The organism is Microbispora sp. NPDC004025, from assembly GCF_053604425.1.
On the sequence record NZ_JBSGHN010000010.1, the window covers coordinates 116,675 to 132,600 of the forward strand.

The 15,926-nt window shown below is 73.2% G+C and carries 15 protein-coding genes; 7 read left to right on the forward strand and 8 right to left on the reverse strand.

The window, feature by feature from the left end; translation table 11 throughout:
• Nucleotides 1-27: 27 nt before the first annotated feature.
• Entirely contained in the window at nt 28-540 is a 513-nt protein-coding gene (locus tag ACWEQG_RS24140; protein WP_452287930.1) for a hypothetical protein, read from the forward strand.
• A 7-nt stretch (nt 541-547) separates the two neighbouring features.
• The gene (locus tag ACWEQG_RS24145; protein ID WP_452287932.1) at nt 548-850 is read left to right on the forward strand and encodes a hypothetical protein; all 303 of its coding nucleotides are present in this window, start codon (nt 548-550) and stop codon (nt 848-850) included.
• On the opposite strand, the gene ACWEQG_RS24150 is transcribed toward ACWEQG_RS24145, so the two are convergent.
• The 3 genes from ACWEQG_RS24150 to yczE are packed head-to-tail and all read right to left on the reverse strand — an operon-like array spanning nt 825 to nt 3,881.
• The gene (locus ACWEQG_RS24150) at nt 825-2,615 is read right to left on the reverse strand and encodes a glycoside hydrolase family 15 protein (RefSeq protein ID WP_452287934.1); all 1,791 of its coding nucleotides are present in this window, start codon (nt 2,613-2,615) and stop codon (nt 825-827) included. The two genes, ACWEQG_RS24145 and ACWEQG_RS24150, sit on opposite strands and share 26 nt — an antisense overlap.
• A gap of 31 nt (nt 2,616-2,646) precedes the next feature.
• Entirely contained in the window at nt 2,647-3,183 is a 537-nt protein-coding gene (locus ACWEQG_RS24155; RefSeq protein WP_452287936.1) for a hypothetical protein, read from the reverse strand.
• Nucleotides 3,180-3,881, reverse strand: coding sequence for a membrane protein YczE (gene yczE, locus ACWEQG_RS24160; RefSeq protein ID WP_452287938.1), 702 nt, complete (start codon nt 3,879-3,881; stop codon nt 3,180-3,182). Before yczE ends, ACWEQG_RS24155 begins: the two co-directional genes overlap by 4 nt.
• Nucleotides 3,882-3,945: 64 nt before the next feature.
• On the opposite strand from yczE, the gene yczR reads away from it, so the two are divergent.
• Nucleotides 3,946-5,367, forward strand: a complete 1,422-nt coding sequence (gene yczR, locus ACWEQG_RS24165) for a MocR-like transcription factor YczR (RefSeq protein ID WP_452287940.1) — start codon at nt 3,946-3,948, stop codon at nt 5,365-5,367.
• A gap of 7 nt (nt 5,368-5,374) precedes the next feature.
• Here yczR and ACWEQG_RS24170 read toward each other — a convergent pair whose 3' ends face one another.
• The gene (locus ACWEQG_RS24170; RefSeq protein ID WP_452287942.1) at nt 5,375-6,883 is read right to left on the reverse strand and encodes a peptide MFS transporter; all 1,509 of its coding nucleotides are present in this window, start codon (nt 6,881-6,883) and stop codon (nt 5,375-5,377) included.
• Nucleotides 6,884-7,060: 177 nt separating this feature from the next.
• Here ACWEQG_RS24170 and ACWEQG_RS24175 point away from each other — a divergent pair, with 177 nt between their 5' ends.
• The 4 genes from ACWEQG_RS24175 (at nt 7,061) to ACWEQG_RS24190 (ending at nt 11,912) form a co-directional block, all read left to right on the forward strand.
• The gene (locus ACWEQG_RS24175) at nt 7,061-8,902 is read left to right on the forward strand and encodes an AMP-dependent synthetase/ligase (protein WP_452287944.1); all 1,842 of its coding nucleotides are present in this window, start codon (nt 7,061-7,063) and stop codon (nt 8,900-8,902) included.
• Between the two features lie 119 nt (nt 8,903-9,021).
• Nucleotides 9,022-9,975 carry a hypothetical protein gene (locus ACWEQG_RS24180; RefSeq protein WP_452287946.1) on the forward strand — a complete coding sequence of 318 codons (954 nt, stop codon included), beginning with the start codon at nt 9,022-9,024 and terminating at the stop codon, nt 9,973-9,975.
• Nucleotides 9,976-10,145: 170 nt separating this feature from the next.
• Nucleotides 10,146-11,066 carry a hypothetical protein gene (locus tag ACWEQG_RS24185; RefSeq protein ID WP_452287948.1) on the forward strand — a complete coding sequence of 307 codons (921 nt, stop codon included), beginning with the start codon at nt 10,146-10,148 and terminating at the stop codon, nt 11,064-11,066.
• 189 nt (nt 11,067-11,255) lie between these two features.
• Nucleotides 11,256-11,912, forward strand: a complete 657-nt coding sequence (locus tag ACWEQG_RS24190) for a response regulator transcription factor (protein WP_363472667.1) — start codon at nt 11,256-11,258, stop codon at nt 11,910-11,912.
• Here ACWEQG_RS24190 and ACWEQG_RS24195 read toward each other — a convergent pair.
• From ACWEQG_RS24195 to ACWEQG_RS24210, 4 genes are all read right to left on the reverse strand, one after another.
• Complete coding sequence (locus tag ACWEQG_RS24195) at nt 11,814-13,712, reverse strand: ATP-binding cassette domain-containing protein (protein ID WP_452287950.1); 1,899 nt, start codon at nt 13,710-13,712, stop codon at nt 11,814-11,816. The genes ACWEQG_RS24190 and ACWEQG_RS24195 overlap by 99 nt on opposite strands.
• Nucleotides 13,709-15,484: an ABC transporter ATP-binding protein gene (locus tag ACWEQG_RS24200; protein WP_452287952.1), complete on the reverse strand. Its 1,776-nt coding sequence runs from the start codon at nt 15,482-15,484 to the stop codon at nt 13,709-13,711. The genes ACWEQG_RS24195 and ACWEQG_RS24200 overlap by 4 nt, the downstream gene beginning before the upstream one ends.
• 139 nt (nt 15,485-15,623) lie before the next feature.
• Nucleotides 15,624-15,749 carry a SapB/AmfS family lanthipeptide gene (locus tag ACWEQG_RS24205; RefSeq protein WP_363473205.1) on the reverse strand — a complete coding sequence of 42 codons (126 nt, stop codon included), beginning with the start codon at nt 15,747-15,749 and terminating at the stop codon, nt 15,624-15,626.
• A 68-nt stretch (nt 15,750-15,817) separates the two neighbouring features.
• The coding region (locus tag ACWEQG_RS24210) for a SapB/AmfS family lanthipeptide (RefSeq protein ID WP_452288211.1) at nt 15,818-15,926 on the reverse strand (109 nt) is incomplete at its 5' end.

A 15,926-nucleotide genomic window follows, 5' to 3' on the forward strand; every position in this document is an offset into this window, starting at 1 on the left:
GTCTCCTGCCAGCAGGGTGAGAACCGCGTGGGCATGACCGACCTCGCACCGATGCCGACGGTCGCGGAGCCGCCTTACCTGTGCGGACACATTCCCCGTCGGGCGGTGGAACTCATGACGGGCATGCGTGATCCGCTGGCGCGAGGCTTCTTCGACCTGACGGTCGCCGACGGTGGCGGTGCCGGAAGCTGCGCTGTCTACCAACGAGGAGGCGACCGCTTGCAGGTGCTCCATGTCGACCTCACGCCCGGTGGCTATGCGGCCGAGGTCAACGAGCAGCTTGATTCCGGCGCCACACCTCTCCCCGAGATCGTCCCGGGGTCCGTCGGTGCGTACTTCAGGCGTGCCAGCGGTGAGAACAACGCCGCGTTCGCACATCTCGTACGAGGGAAGGCGGAGATCAACATAGCGTTGGAGATAGGTGTCGAGGGGCGGGACAACGCGGCTGACGTGCTGGCGCTGATGAAGCTGATCGCGCCCAGGCTGATCACGGACGCGAGTGCTCCGCCGGCGAGTCCGTCCGTTTCGGGGAAGGGCTGACCGGCTGATGGCGGCGTTGGTGCCCAATCCGTTGTATCTGGCGCTCGGGGAGGCGCTGCGGACGGCCGAGCCTCTCGTCGGGGAGATCGAAAAGGCCGTCGAGGGGCCGTACCTGTACTTCCACAACGGGACGGTGTGGACCGGACCGGCGGCGCGGCGTTTCGACGTGGAGTTCGCCCAGAACCGGTCGCGGGTGCGGGGTTCTGCCGATCGGATCCTGACCGAACTGCGGCAGGCGCTGGCCCGAACCCCGCCAGAGGTGACGGAGGAGGAGGCCAGGTCCATCAGGACCCGGTACGACCTGCCGTGATCCTGTTCGTGCCGCTCAGCGCCTGGGCCGTGTGGATCAGGTGGATGTGGGTGAAGGCTTGGGGGAAGTTGCCGAGTTGGCGGCCTGTTTTGGGGTCGTATTCCTCGGCGAGGAGGCCGACGTCGTTGGTGAGGTCGATGAGGTGTTCGAAGAGGTGGACGGCGTCGTCGTGGCGGCCGGTGAGGGCGCGGGCTTCGGCGAGCCAGAAGCTGCAGGCGAGGAAGGCGCCTTCGCCGCCGGGTAGTCCGTCGACGGGGTTGTCTTGGGCTATGGGGTAGCGCAGGACGAAGCCGTCGGTCATGAGTTCGCGTTCGATGGCGGTGATGGTGCCGGTGACGCGGGGGTCGTCGGGGGGGAGGAAGCCGACGATGGGGATCTGCAGGAGGGCGGCGTCCAGTTCGCGTGAGCCGTAGGACTGGGTGAAGGTGTTGCGTTCGGGGTCGTAGCCCTTGTCGCAGACCTCGGCGTGGATCCGGTCGCGCACCGCGCACCACCTGCCGAACGGCCCGGTACGGCCGAGCTCGGCGGCTCCCCGGGTCATGCGGTCCATGGCGAGCCACGCCATGATCTTGGAGTGGACGAAGTGGCGGCGGGGGCCGCGCACCTCCCACAGTCCCTCGTCGGGCCGGTCCCAGTTGTGCTCGAGGAACTCGGCGCCCTTCACCAGCAGCGACCAGGTGTAGTCGTCGGGCGGCATGCCCCGCTTGCGCGCCCGGTAGAGGGCGTTGACCACCTGGCCGTAGACGTCGAGCTGGAACTGGCCGGCGGCGCCGTTGCCGATCCGCACGGGCGCCGAGTTCTCGTAGCCGGGCAGCCAGTCGAGCGTCATCTCCGGCAGCCGGCGCTCGCCGGCCACGCCGTACATGATCTGGTGGTCCTGGGGGCGGCCCGCGATGGCGCGCAGCAGCCACACGCGCCAGGCGTCCGCCTCCTCGACGTACCCGGCCCGCAGGAGCGCGTCGAGCGTCATCGCCGCGTCGCGCAGCCAGCAGTAGCGGTAGTCCCAGTTGCGCACGCCGCCCAGGTGCTCGGGCAGCGACGTGGTCGGCGCCGCGACGATGCCGCCGGTCGGGCTGTAGGTGAGCGCCTTGAGCGTGATGAGCGAACGGACGACGGCGTCGCGCCAGGGACCCCGGTAGCCGCACCGGGAGACCCAGTGCCGCCACGCGTCGACGGTCAGGCCGAGCTCGGCCAGGGGGTCGATGGCCGGGGGCTGCGGCTGGTGGGAGGGGTGCCAGGTGAACACGAACGGCAGCCGCTCCCCGACGGCGACGGTGAACGTGGCCTCGTGCCGGTAGTCGCCGCCGCGGAGCGGGACGGGGGAGTGGATCCAGACCGAGTCGGGACCGCCGACGGCGTGCAGATAGGGGCCTGTCCGGCGGGCCCACGGCACGATGCGGCCGTAGTCGAACCGGATGCGGATCTCCGTCGTCATCTCCACGGTCCCCGACAGGCCCTCCACCACCCGGACCAGATCGGGGTTGCCGGAACGGACCGGCATGAAGTCGACCACCCTGACCGTCCCCGTGGGGGTCTCCCAGTCGGTCGCGAGCACCAGCGAGTCCTGCAGATAGGCCCGCCGCGCGGCCGTCTCCCGTCCCAGGGCGGCCAGCCGCCAGAAGCCGTTGGACTCGTCGCCGAGCAGGCGGGCGAAGCAGGAGGGGGAGTCGAAGCGCGGCAGGCACAGCCAGTCGATCGAGCCGTTGCGGCCGATCAGGGCCGCCGACTGCGTGTCGCCGATCAGGGCGTAGTCCTCGATCCGCATGCGCTCACCTCCCCCGCGCCGTACGTGTCCCTCAGCGCCGGGCGTGGGCCTCCTCCCTGGGCAGTGGTCCGGCGCCGGCGTGCCGGCCCGGGCGCAGTCGCGCGTGCCGCTGCCCGGGGCCCGGTCCCGTACGGCCGGCCAGGGCGTCCGCCACGACCCCGGTCGCGAAGGCGTAGACGGCCTTGTGGAGCAGGTCGGCGCCCAGCTCGAACCGGGGCCAGGTCGGGGGCGGCGCGCCGACGCCCGTGGCGTTCTCCAGGATCTGGTCGTTGGTGAGCCGCACCACGGCGAACTTGGCCGACGACCACGGGCCCCGCAGCCCGGCGTGGGCCATCACGGACCGCAGGACCCCCAGCAGCGCGCCCTCGCCGTAGTGCATGGCCCAGTTGACGGCGTCGGAGGCGCGCCCGGACCGCTCGGCCATGCCGGTCAGGCGTTCGAGGACCCGTGCCGGGACGTAGGAGTCCGGCCGCCCGGTCAGGCGCTGCTCCAGCTTCTCGCCGAGGGTCATCACGACCGCCCCGGCCGCCCCTGCGACCAGGCCTTCCCACAGGGCTCGCCTCATCATGCAGGCTTCGTACCCGGTGGCCGGGCGGTGTCCCCGGCCGGGGCCCACAGCTTCATGAAGACCTGCGTCGCCGGGCCGATCGTCAGGGCGAAGACCACCGTTCCGATGCCGACCGTGCCGCCGAGCAGCCAGCCCACGGCGAGCACGGTGATCTCGACGACCGTGCGGGCGACCCGGATCGACAGGCCGAGCCGGTTGAGGCCCGTCATCAGGCCGTCGCGCGGCCCCGGGCCGAAGCCCGCGTGGATGTAGAGCCCGGAGGCGGCGGCGATGGCGAGGATGCCGCCGAGGAGGAAGGCCCATTGCACCGGCCAGGCCGCGGGCGCGGGGACCAGTGCCATCACGCCGTCGGCGCTGGTGCCGACCACCAGGACGTTGCTGATCGTGCCGAGGCCGGGCCGCTGCCGCAGGGGGATCCACAGCAGCAGCACCAGCGCGCCCACCAGGTTGATGCACAGGCCGATCGACCACCCGGTGCGCACCGACATGCCCTGGTGGAAGACCTCCCAGGGGTCGAGGCCGAGCCCGGACCTGACGAGCAGCGCGATGCCGCCGCCGTAGAGCACGAGGCCGGCGTAGAGGCGGACGAGCCGGAGCGCGAGCGAGCGGGAACGGGGGAGGGAGAAGCGGGAGCGAGCGGGGGTGGGGGAGGGGGAAGCGGGAGCGAGCGGGGGTGGGGGAGATGGAAGTTCGGTCATAGTCGGCCCATCGTGCAGGCCGGTGAGGTTGCGAGGAAAGAGCCAATCGGAGAAATTGGCCTTTATGGATCGATATCTCAGCGCTCCTCAGCTCGCCCGGCTCGTCCGGGTGCCCTCCGAGGCCCGGCCCTACTACCGGGCGCTCGCGGAGGCGGTGCGCGGCCTGGTCCTCGACGGGCGGCTCGCCGTCGGGGTGCGCGTGCCGGCCGAGCGGCACCTGGCCGAGGCGCTCGGCGTGAGCCGCACCACCGTGACCTCGGCGTACGACCGGCTGCGTGAGCAGGGCTATCTGGAGAGCAGGCAGGGGTCCGGCAGCCGTACGGCCCTGCCCGACGCCGGTGCGCTCGGGACCGACAACCCGTGGCTCGCGTCCGACGACGACGGGCTGCTGCCGCTGCACGCGGCCGCGCCCCCGGCGACCGCCCTGCTCGGAAAGGCCCTCGAGGAGGCGGGCCTGGCCTACCACCGGTACGCGCTGGGCATGGGCTACCACCCGTCCGGGCTCGCGCCGCTGCGTGAGGCGATCGCCCGCAGGTACGGCGAGCGGGGGCTGCCCACCCGTCCCGAGCAGATCCTCGTCACGGCCGGGGCCCAGCATGCGATCCACCTGCTGATGTCCGCGTTCGCGGAGCCGGGTGGATCGGTGCTGGTCGAGTCGCCGACCTACCCGCACGCGATCGACGCGGCGCGGCTGCGGGGAGCCCGCCTGGTGCCGGTGGGCGTCCAGGAGGACGGCTGGCATCTCGACCTGGTGAGCTGTGCGATGCGTCAGTCGGCGGCCCGCCTCGCCTATGTCATCCCCGACTTCCAGAACCCGACAGGACACCTGATGTCCGACGCCGATCGCGGCGCGCTGGTGGACGCGGCCCGCCGGCACGGGGTCACGCTGATCGCCGACGAGAGCTGGGCCGAGATCGCGCTGGACGACACGGCCCGCGCGGCGCCGCTGGCCGCGTTCGACACCGACGGCCGGGTGATCAGCGTGGGGTCGGCCTCGAAGCTGTGGTGGGGTGGCCTGCGGGTCGGCTGGATCCGGGCGAGCGCCGCGACGGTGCGCCGCCTGGCCGTGCTCCGCGCCGCCGTGGACATCGCGGGCGGGGTGTTCGAGCAGCTCGTGGTGGCGCGCCTGTTCGAGCGGGTCGAGGAGGCGCGCGCCGAGCGCCGCCGTGCGCTCGGTGCGTCGTGCGCGGCGCTCGCCGCGGTCCTGCGCGAGGAGCTGCCGGGCTGGGCGTTCACGGTGCCCCGCGGCGGCGGCTCGCTGTGGGTGCGGCTCGACGGGCCGGTGGCGGACGCGGTCGCCGAGGCCGCCGCCGCCCGAGGCGTGCGGCTGGCCCCGGGACCGTGGTTCGGGGTGGACGGCGCGCTGGAGCGGTATCTGCGGCTGCCGTTCACGCAGCCTCCGGCCGTGCTGGAGGAGGCGGTGCGCCGCATCGCCCGCGATCCCGCCGGTTACCGGCCGCGCGAGCCGCTCACGCCGATCCTGTGACCGGTCCTCAGCTGGGCGCGGGCACGGGCGGCACGTGGTCGTGCTCGGCCATCAGCACGCGGAGCCTGCGGACGAACACCAGCATGACGAGCCCCGCCGCGATCGCGGCGAGCGCGAGGGTGAGGTAGTACGCGGGCATCGGCACGACCTTGGTCAGCCGGTAGGCCTGGCCGCCGACGGAGTCGCCGAGGGCCATGGAGAGGAACCACAGGCCCATGAGCTGGTTCTCGAACGCCCGGGGGGCGAGCTTGTTGGTGACCGACAGCCCGGCCGGGCTGAGGAACAGCTCGCCGACGGTCTGGATGAGGTAGACCGACAGCAGCCACATGACCGAGACCTTCACGCCGCCCGAGGCGATCCCGGCCGCGACCGACATGACGACGAAGCTCAGCCCGACGACCACCAGGCCGACCGCGAACTTGAGCGGTGTGCTGATGCGGGTGCCGGCCTTGAGGAACATCTGCGCGAAGAGGGGGGCGACGAGGATGATCGCGAGCGAGTTGACGTTGCCCACCCAGCCCGGCGGGATCGTGAAGCCGAAGACGTCCAGGTCGGTGTCGTGCTTGGCGAACAGCAGCAGCGCGCTGCCGGCCTGGTCGTAGACGAGCCAGAACATCGCGGCGGCGAGGAACAGCCACACGTAGGCGCGCAGCCCGGTCCGCTCCTCCGCGGTGACCTCGCGTGAGGTGAACAGGAAGGCGAAGTAGGCGATCGGCACAGCCGCCGTCACGACCGTGAGCACGAGGGCGAAACGGTCCACGGTCAGCGTGCCGCTGAGCGCCCACAGGGCCAGCGCGGCCGATCCGGCGGCGAGCCCGACGCCCGCGACGAGCTTGAAGCGCCGCTGCTCCTCGGGCGTGAGCCGGTGGTCCGGCTCCTCGCCGGCGCCGCACAGCGTCGCCCGGCCCCGCACGTACTGCGCCAGGCCGATGGCCATGCCGACCGCCGCCGCCCCGAAGGCGAGGTGCCAGCGGCCGCCCGTCTGCAGCCAGGGCACGACCATGATGCCGAGGAAGGCGCCCAGGTTGATGCCCATGTAGAAGACCGTGTAGCCGGAGTCGCGCCGGGCGTCGTCCTCGTGCCGGTACAGCTCGCCCACCAGCGCCGACATGTTCGGCTTGAGCAGCCCGCTGCCCAGCGCGATCAGCACGAGACCGAGCCAGACGAACCCCCCGGCCATGGGCATCGCCATGCTGACGTGGCCGCCCATGATGATCAGGGCGCCGGCCAGCACGGTCCTGCGCGCGCCGAGCAGCCGGTCGGCCAGCCACCCGCCCACGAGGGCGAGCAGGTAGACCGAGGCGATGTAGACGCCGTAGACGCCGACGGCGGTCGTCTCGGGCAGGCCCATGCCGCCGCGCGCGACGGGCGCGGTCAGGAACAGCACGAGGACGGCGCGCATGCCGTAGTAGCTGAAGCGCTCCCACATCTCCGTGCCGAACAGCGTGGCCAGCCCCCGTGGATGGCCGAAGAAGGTCCGCTCTCCCACCGGCGGACCCGATCTTCCGGATGCCATGCGTTCTCCCCCTCGCATCGTTCTCGTACCTTACCTGCCTCTATGTCTCATTTGTCCGATTGTGATGGCGTCGCATACCACATCCGCTCGCGCTTCTCGCCACCGGGGTCTTGTCCGCGGCTGATCTTTTGTGATGCGATGCATGCCACGCGTGCGAGATGCCCCTTGGGAGGCGCGATGACCGGCGTACTTGAAGACCGGGCGGCGATCGAGCGGGAGATCGCGGGCAGAACGGTGTGCGAGCAGCTCAGCTGGGCCGCGCGGGAGCATCCGGACTCGCCGGCCTACTCCGATCCCGCCGGAGACGAGTGGACGACGCTGACCTACGCCGAGGCGCGCGGGCGCGTGCTGGAGATCGCCGCGGGCTACGCCGCGCTGGGCCTGCGGCCGGGCGACGCCGTCGCGCTGATGCTGGTCAACCGCAGCGAGCACGTGCTCGCCGACCTCGGCGCCGTCCACGCGGGAGCCGTCCCCTGCTCTGTCTACGCCACCTTCGCCCCCGAGCAGGTCGCGTACGTCGCCCGCGACGTCGGGGCGCGGATCGCGGTGCTCGGCGGCCCCGCCGACCTGGCCCGCTGGGAGCCGATCCTGGGCGAGCTGCCCGCGCTGACGAGGATCGTCATGCTGGAGGGCGCCCCCTCCGACGACGAGCGCTTCCTGAGCTGGGAGGCGTTCCTCAAAATCGGCGCCGACGCGCTGGCCGCCGACCCGGCCGAGGTGGACGCGCGCTGGCGCGCGGTGACCCCGGACGACACGCTGAGCGTCCTCTACACCTCGGGGACGACGGGCAACCCCAAGGGCGTCCCGCTGACCCACGCGAACGTGTTCTTCGAACTCACCGCGACGCAGCGGATGATCGACCTGCCCACGCACGGCACGCAGATCTCCTACCTCACCTACGCGCACATCGCCGAGCGCGTGCTCAGCCTGTACCTGCCGCTGGTCAAGGTCAACCACGTGTACTTCTGCACCGACATGGCCAACCTCGGCGCGACGCTCGGCCAGGTGCGCCCGGTGCTGTTCTTCGGCGTCCCCCGCGTATGGGAGAAGGTCACGGCCCGGCTGCAGGCGCTGCTGGCCGGCCAGCCGCCCGAGCAGCAGGAAAACGTGCGCGCCGCGATGGCCGCCGGGCTCGCCTACATCGAGGGGCTGCAGTACGGCCACACGGTCACGCCCGAGGTGCGGGAGGCGTACGAGCGGGCCGACGCGGCGCTGCTGTCGCTCATCCGCGGCATGATCGGGCTCGACCAGGCGCGCTGGTGCGCCACCGCCGCCGCGCCGATGCCGATCGAGGTGCAGCGCTTCCTCGCCGGCCTCGGCCTGAAGGTCATCGACGTGTACGGCATGACCGAGACGACCGGCGCGTTCACCGCCAACTCGCCGGACGTCTTCAAGCTCGGCACCGTGGGCCGGGCCGAGCCGGGCGTCGAGGTGCGGATCGCCGAGGACGGCGAGATCCTCACCCGCAGCCCGCTCAACACGCGGGGCTACCTCGGCCTCCCCGAGGCGACCGCCGAGCTGCTCGACGCCGACGGCTGGCTGCACACCGGCGACGTGGGGTCGATCGACGAGGACGGCTTCGTGCGAATCGTCGACCGCAAGAAGGAACTGTTCATCACCTCGGGCGGGGAGAACGTGTCCCCGGCCGTCATCGAGGGGCACCTGAAGGAGCACCCGCTCATCGGGCAGGCCCTCGCGTACGGGGACCGCCGGCCGTACCCGGTGGCGATCCTCACCCTGGACGGCGAGGTCGCGCCCGAGTGGGCGCGGGCGCGCGGCGTCCCCTTCGAGTCCCTGGCCGACCTGGCCGGGCATCCGGACGTCCTCGCCGAGATCGAGGCGGCCGTCGAGGCCGCCAACCGCAGGCTCGCCCGGGTGCAGCAGGTCAAGAGGTGGCGGCTGCTGCCCGCCGAGTGGACCGCCGAGACCGAGGAGCTCACCCCCAGCCTCAAGCTCAAGCGCCGGGTCGTCCACGCGCGGTACGCCGGCGTGATCGAGGAGCTGTACGCGACCGGCTGAGCGCGGGGAGGTCTCCCGCCGGGCCGCGCGACCGGACCGAGTTCACGGGCCGGTTTTTTACCTGACCGGGAGTGTGTCGAGAGCGGGGCGGCCCCCGGTCGTGCGTACGGTCACGGGGCATGATGAGACCTCTGTTCGCGACGCTGGCCCTCGCGGCCGCGACGGCGGCGGCGGCCGTGCCGGGCCCCGCCTCCGGTGACCTGGCCATCCGCTCGGTCGAGGTGCGCCCGTCCGATCCGGTGGTCGGCCCCAGCGGGTCGGTGCGACTGGTCGTCGACGTGGTGGCGCGCGGCGCGGAGCGCGTCTCCGTCGTCCTGGAACCCGGCCGCGCGCCCTCGGACGAGGACGAGCCCAGGAAGGAGCCCGGGCCGGACGTGTCCCCCTCGCCGCCGTCGGGCGACGCCACGCCGGTGCCGTCCGCCTCCCCGGATCCGGGGGACCTCCCGGCTCCCGCCGTGCCCGGTTCAGTGCCCGGTTCAGTGCCCGGTTCAGTGCCCGGTTCGGTGTCCGCTGTCGGGCCGGCTGTCGGGCCCCTGCCGGGCCTGGGCGGGCTGGCGTCCGCGATGCCCGGCGTGGTGGGCGTGTCGCCCGCGGGTGCCCGGCCGGCCTGGCGCGTCTCCCCGGCGTCGTCGGGGGAGTGGGAGACCTGGCGGTTCCTCCCGGACAAGCCGTTGTCGCGGTGGTACCGCAGCGGCCCCTGGACGGTCACCGCGACGGCGGTGAACGCGCGGGGCGAGCGGGCCGTCGCCCGCGCGGGCTTCAACCTGCGCCGGGCGACCGAGATCGAGGGACTCAAGGCGGTGCGCGACGGGGACGCCGTGCGGGTCACCGGGACGCTGCTGCGGGTGGACCCGGGCGGCAAGGTCGACTACCGGCCCTTCGCGGGGCAGCGGGTCGAGATCCGCTTCCGGCCCGCCGGGTCGCCCCGCTGGAAGACCGTGGGGGAGGCGGTCACCCGGAGGGACGGCTGGTTCAGCGCCCGGCTCCGGGCGGAGGGAGAGGGCACGTGGCGCGCCGAATATGCCGGTACGTCCAGATATGCCGCCGACACAAGCCCACAGCGCGAGGCGTAAAGGACGATTTAAGGCATATAAGCATATAAAGCCGACATAATGGACAGTTACCATTTTGTGATGTTTTTCGTGGAAGAGTGAGGCAACTTTTCTCCTCCTTGTGACGTCTATGACGTAGGTGCGTCCCAAACCGGGACGCGATCCTTGAAACGGGGAGAGGATTTAGCCTCATGGAGAAACGAGTCGCTACCGCCCTGGTAGCGGTCGCCATGGGCGCCACGGCGCTCGCGACTGCGCCCGCGTACGCGGACCCTGTCGCGCCTTCGCCGACGCCCACGTCGGACTCCACTCCTTCGGACAACGCCCGCAAGCCGTACACGCCGGACCCGCGCATCGTGTCGGTCGACGTCGACCCGAACGTGGTCGTGGTGAACAAGGGCCGGTCGGCCCAGGTCACCGCCCGGGTCACGACCAAGGACGTCAAGAGCGTCGACATCGACTTGTGGGGTCCCAGGGGCCGCAGCGACCACGGCGGCGACCACTGGTTCGGCAAGCGCAAGGGCGGCCCGAACGACGGTCCGAAGTTCGACCACGCGTCGCGGTCGTGGCGCTTCGACTGGAGCGACCGCGCCGGCACCTACAAGGTGCACGTGGAGGCGATCGGCCTCGACGGCAAGAAGTACACCGCCGACCGCACCTTCACGGTGAAGCGCAACGAGTGGCACGCGCCTCGCCCGTCGGGCCCGAAGGCGACCCGCATCGCCGGCTTCGACGCCACGCCCGAGCCGGTCCGCAAGGGCCGCTCGCTGACCCTCAAGGGCACGCTGCAGACCGCGAAGTGCTGGGGTGACTGGTACTACGACGACTGGAACGACTTCTCCGGCCGTCGCGGCGGCGACCGCTACTGCTCCGACAGCCGCAACTACTGGAACGAGTGGCGCTGGCTGGGCTCGCAGGACGTGAAGATCTACTTCCAGCCCTCGGGTTCCCGCCGCTGGCAGTACATCGACACCATCGAGACCGACGGCGACGGCGACTTCGCCGCCAAGGTCCGGGCCTGGCGGTCCGGCACCTGGGCGGTGCGGTTCGACGGCAACCGCCGTCTCAAGGGCTCCGAGGCGACCGACTACGTGAAGGTCTGGCGCCACTAGGAATCCGCCCGCGACGCCCGGTCCCCGTACGGGGCCGGGCGTCCGCTTTTTTCTCTCACACGGTTCCTGATTAAAGGTGACAGTTGGGGTAGAGAGGTCCCGGCGTGCGCGTGAAACCTGCATAGTGAGTGGAGCGCCGCGGTCACGAACGGCGAGCATCCGCTCGCACCGCGTGTAGGGGGGTCTGGATTGATCCGACTGATGCTCGCCGAGGACATGCACCTCATCCGCAAGGCGCTGGTCGCTCTGCTGTCGAGCGAGGACGACCTCGAGGTGGTGGCCGAGGCGGACAAGGGTGAGGACATCGTCCGGCTCGGCTGCCTGCGGCGTCCCGACGTCGCGGTGCTCGACATCGGGATGCCCGGTGTCGACGGCCTCACCGCGGCGGCCGAGCTGCACCGCCGATTACCCTCGTGCAGGACCGTCGTGCTCACCGGCCTCGGCACGCCGACCGCGCTGCGCAAGGCGCTGGACGCCAACGTGCGCGGCTTCGTCGTCAAGGACGCCTCGCCGGGCCACCTCGTGGACTGCATCCGCCGTGTGGCGAAGGGAGAGCGGGTCATCGACCCCGAGCTCGCGGTGGCCGCGCTCGACGCCGACGCCAACCCGCTGACCGCGCGTGAGCTCGACGTCCTGGAGACCGCCGCCTGCGGCGCGACCGTCGGCGAGATCGCCGACCGTCTGTCGCTGTCCCGCGGCACGGTCCGCAACTACCTGTCCCGCATCCTCACCAAGGTCGGCGCCCGCTCACGCGTCGAGGCGATCCAGATCGCCTCCGAGTGCGGCTGGCTCTGGCCCACGGCCGGGCGCGACATCGGCATCCTGCGCTACCGCTCCCGCCGGTAGCGGCCCCGGCGCCTCCCAGTGGCCGACCAGGTCCGCGTACAGCGGCGAGGCGGCCACCATCTCCGCGTGCGTGCCGAGCAGGACGCGGGTGCCGTCCATGACCAGCACCCGCCGGGCCCGCAGGGCCGAGGAGATCCGGTGCGCCACGACGATCACCGTGCCCTCGCGCGCCGCGAACGCCGCCTCCGCCCGCGCCTCCGCGGCCGGGTCGAGATGGCAGGTCGACTCGTCGAGCACGACCAGCCGGGCGGGGGACAGGTAGGTCCTGGCCAGCGCGACGAGCTGCCGTTCGCCCGCCGACAGCTCGGCCGGGTCGAGCGGGCCGCCCGCCGTACGCCGTGCGAGCTCCGCCAGCCCGAACACCGCCACCGCCTCGTCCACCCGCTCCGCGGGCGTCCCCGGCGCGAGGTAGGTCAGGTTCTCCGCCAGGGTGCCGGGGAAGACGTACGCCTCCTGGGGAATCAGCGCGCGGGCGGCCGGATGGACCTGTGCGGCCGGGACGCCGCCGACGAGGACCTCGCCGTCGTCCGGGCGCAGCAGACCGGCGACGAGCGCCGCCAGCGTGGACTTGCCGATCCCGCTCGGGCCGACGACCACCAGGTGGTCGCCCTCGGGCACGTCGAGGTCCAGACCGTCGATCACCGGCTCGGCGGCCTTCTGACCGGGAGCGCCGTAGGCGAAGCGCACCCCGCGCAGCTCCAGGCGGACCCCGCCGGGCCGCCGGTCGCCGTGTGCGACGGGCGGGCCGGGGGCGTGCAGGATGCGCTCCAGCGTGACGGCCAGGCGGACGCCGCTGACGCCGAGGCCCTGCACGAGGCCTCCGAGCGCGGGGGCGAGCGACTGCATCACGTAGGTCAGCGAGCCGAGGATCACCCCGCCGGTGACCCCCTGGCGCACCAGCCAGGGCGCGCCCGCGAGCAGGAGCACGACCGGCAGCCAGGCTCCCACCGCCAGCGACAGCGTCCGCGACGCCGTCACCCGGGCCAGTGCCCGTGCGGCTCTCGCCTGCCGGGAGACCTCCCGCCCGACACTCGCCGCGACGCGCTCCTCGCCGCCGCAGGCCGTCACGTCCCGCAGGCCGCTCGCCATCTCCGCCACCGCGGCCGCCGTACGCTCGTCGGCGACGATGAACTCGCGCTGACGCCGGGCGAGGGCGGGCAGGGAGACGAGGAACAGGCCGAGCCCCAGGGCCACCGGCGCCAGCACGAGCGGAACGACCTGAGGGGCCAGCGTCGTGAGCCCCACCGCCACGCTGGCCAGCGTGAAGACGAAGGTCCTGACCACCGTGATGATCGCGCCGAAGGCGTCCCTGGCCAGCTCCACCTGATGGTTCATCCGGGCGACGGCGGCGCTGTCGCCGCCGCGCCCGGACCGCAGCGCCCCGGTCACCACGCGTTCCAGCAGATCGTCGCGGAAGGGCTCGACGATCCCGGCGATGAGCAGCAGCACCCGCCGGGCGGCCACCGCGGCCACCGTCCACGCGGCGGCGAGCACGCCGAGCCAGGCCAGACCCGCCAGCGGCCGCCCGGCGGCGAAGCCGTCGTCCACCGCGCGCGCGACGGCGTACCCACCGCACAGCGCGGGCAGGGCCTCACCGACCGACCAGGCGGCCAGCAGCAGCAGCCGGGACGGCTCGCGCATCAGCGCCCCCGTGACCACGCGCCGCGCGTCGGCCCTGAGCGTATCGGCGCCCCGCATATCGGCCCCCTGTCCGTCCGCCCCGTCTCTGTCGGCCCGGCGCGCCCCGGGCCGCCGCGCGTCCGCCTGCCGCGACATCCCGGCGAGGGCGCGCCGCCTCACGAGTCCTCCTCCGCCTGGAACACCGCCCGGTAGCCGGGGTCGCGCCACAGCCGCTCGTGCGTGCCGGTCGCGCGCACCCGCCCGTCCTCCAGCCACACGACCTGGTCGGCCTGCGCCGCCGTCGTCACCCGGTGGGCCACCACCAGCCGGGTGCGGTCGGACAGGCTCCCGGTGAGCGCGCGCGCCACCTGCCGCTCGGTCACGGTGTCGAGGCTCGACATGGCGTCGTCCAGGATCAGCAGCCGGCCGGCCTGCGCGAACGCACGGGCGAGCCCGACCCGCTGCATCTCGCCGCCGGACATCGGCGCGTCGCCGACCGGAGTGGCATACCCGAGAGGCAGTCGCAGGATGAAGGCGTCGGCGCAGGCGGCGGCCGCGGCGGCCCGCACCGCGCCCTCGCTCCGCACGGTGTCCTCGCTCCGCACGGTGTCCCCGCTCCGGACGCCGGGGGCGTCCCGGGCGCCCAGCCCGAAGGCGACGGCCTCGCCCAGCGTCTCGCCGAACAGCGCGGGCCGCTCGAACGCGTACCCGACCGCGCGGCGCAGCGGCTCGCGGCCGATCTCCCGCAGGGGCACCCCGTCCAGCAGCACGGCGCCGCGTTCGGGATCGACGAGCCGGCCCGCCACGGCGGCCAGCGACGACTTGCCCGAGCCCGAGCGGCCCACGACCGCCGTGCACGTGCCGCCCGGCACGACCAGGCTGACGCCACTCAGCAGCCGCACGCCGTCGGCCCGTACGGTCACCTCGCGCAGCTCCAGGGTGCCGGGGCCGGGCGGCAGCGAGCGCTCCCCGTACGCGGGGGCCGGCACGGCGAACAGCTGCTCCAGCCGCAGGGCGGCCGACCGGGCGCGGGCGATGCGCGCCGCGTAGCCGAGCGCCGACCCCAGGCCGGCGCCGAGCACGACGTAGCGCGCGGCGGCGAGCAGCTCGCCGACGGTGAGGCCGCCCGCCGCCAGGCGCAACCCGCCGACGCCGAGCACCACGATCTCCAGGAACGGGATGACGACGGCGGCCTGGACACCGGCCCGCGCCTGCAGCCGCCACAGCGCCAGGCCGTGGGCGCGCAGGCGGGGGAGCGGGGCGAGCACGCGCGCGGCCTCGCGATCCTCGCTCCCGGCCGCGGTGATGGTGCGGGCCCCGGAGAGGGCGCCGACGAGCATGGCCGCGATCTCCCCCTGGGCCTGCTGGTAGCCGCCGGAGGCCGCCGTGGTCCTGCGCATGAACGCGCGCAGCACGGCCACGATCACAAGCAGACCGGCCACCAGCGTGACCGCGAGCCACGGGTCGATCAACGCGAGGGCGACGACGCTGCCGGCCGCCGGAACGATCAGCGTGGCGGCCGTGACGACCGCCTCGGGGGTCCGCCCGGCCTCCTCCACGTTCACCCCGGCGCGGGTGACGAGCTCGCCCGGCGTGAGGTGACGGCTCATGCCGGCGCCGACCGACAGTGTGTGGTCCACGACCCGGGAGCGCAGCCACTGCGCGGCCCGCGCGCCGCTCACGCCTGCCGCGAGCACGCGCAGCGCGTCGCAGGCGACCACGAGCGCGACGAGCAGCGCGGCGGCCGCGAGCGGGCCGGTGACCTCCGCGCCGCCTCGCGATCCGGTCTCCGCCCGCGCTCCCACCACGGCGTCGACCGCGCGGCCGAGCGCCGCGGGGAGCAGCAGGTCGGCGGCGGCGCCCAGCAGCGCCGCCGCCGCCAGCGCCGCCAGCCACGGGCCGCCGCGCCGTACGGCCCGCGCGATCAGCAGGTCCGCCGAACGAGAGCTCACCGGGGTCCTCCATGGAAAGGCCTCACAGGACGAGAAGAGCCGTCTTCCGGTGCGGCGGGGGCGGGGCCCCGGGCCGGACCCGGAAACGCGGAAGCCTGGGCGGCCGCGACGACCGCCCAGGACTCCGTTGCGCGTGCTATCAGCCGCAGATCAGGCTGAGGCTGCTGTTCTCGTGCGGGGTGCAGCCGAGCAGGGACAGGTTGCTGCCGCCGCCGTCGTGGCCGCCGCCGGGAACCTCGAGGGTCTGCAGGTCGAGAAGCGCCATTTCGATGATCTCCTTGTATGAGTGCCGTCAGCCCCGGTTGAGGCCGATGATCGTGGTCCGGATGGTCGTCAGCCGCAGATGAGGCTGAGGCTGCTGTTCTCGTGCGGGGTGCAGCCGAGCAGGGACAGGTTGCTGCCGCCGCCGTCGTGGCCGCCGCCGGGAACCTCGAGGGTCTGC

Bases quoted from the DNA above. Each gene is read 5' to 3' on its own strand.
- ACWEQG_RS24145 (WP_452287932.1), top strand. From the start codon at position 548: ATGGCGGCGTTGGTGCCCAATCCGTTGTATCTGGCGCTCGGGGAGGCG.
- ACWEQG_RS24150 (WP_452287934.1), bottom strand. From the start codon at position 2,615: ATGCGGATCGAGGACTACGCCCTGATCGGCGACACGCAGTCGGCGGCC.
- ACWEQG_RS24155 (WP_452287936.1), bottom strand. From the start codon at position 3,183: ATGATGAGGCGAGCCCTGTGGGAAGGCCTGGTCGCAGGGGCGGCCGGG.
- yczE (WP_452287938.1), bottom strand. From the start codon at position 3,881: ATGACCGAACTTCCATCTCCCCCACCCCCGCTCGCTCCCGCTTCCCCC.
- yczR (WP_452287940.1), top strand. From the start codon at position 3,946: ATGGATCGATATCTCAGCGCTCCTCAGCTCGCCCGGCTCGTCCGGGTG.
- ACWEQG_RS24170 (WP_452287942.1), bottom strand. From the start codon at position 6,883: ATGGCATCCGGAAGATCGGGTCCGCCGGTGGGAGAGCGGACCTTCTTC.
- ACWEQG_RS24175 (WP_452287944.1), top strand. From the start codon at position 7,061: ATGACCGGCGTACTTGAAGACCGGGCGGCGATCGAGCGGGAGATCGCG.
- ACWEQG_RS24180 (WP_452287946.1), top strand. From the start codon at position 9,022: ATGATGAGACCTCTGTTCGCGACGCTGGCCCTCGCGGCCGCGACGGCG.
- ACWEQG_RS24185 (WP_452287948.1), top strand. From the start codon at position 10,146: ATGGAGAAACGAGTCGCTACCGCCCTGGTAGCGGTCGCCATGGGCGCC.
- ACWEQG_RS24205 (WP_363473205.1), bottom strand. From the start codon at position 15,749: ATGGCGCTTCTCGACCTGCAGACCCTCGAGGTTCCCGGCGGCGGCCAC.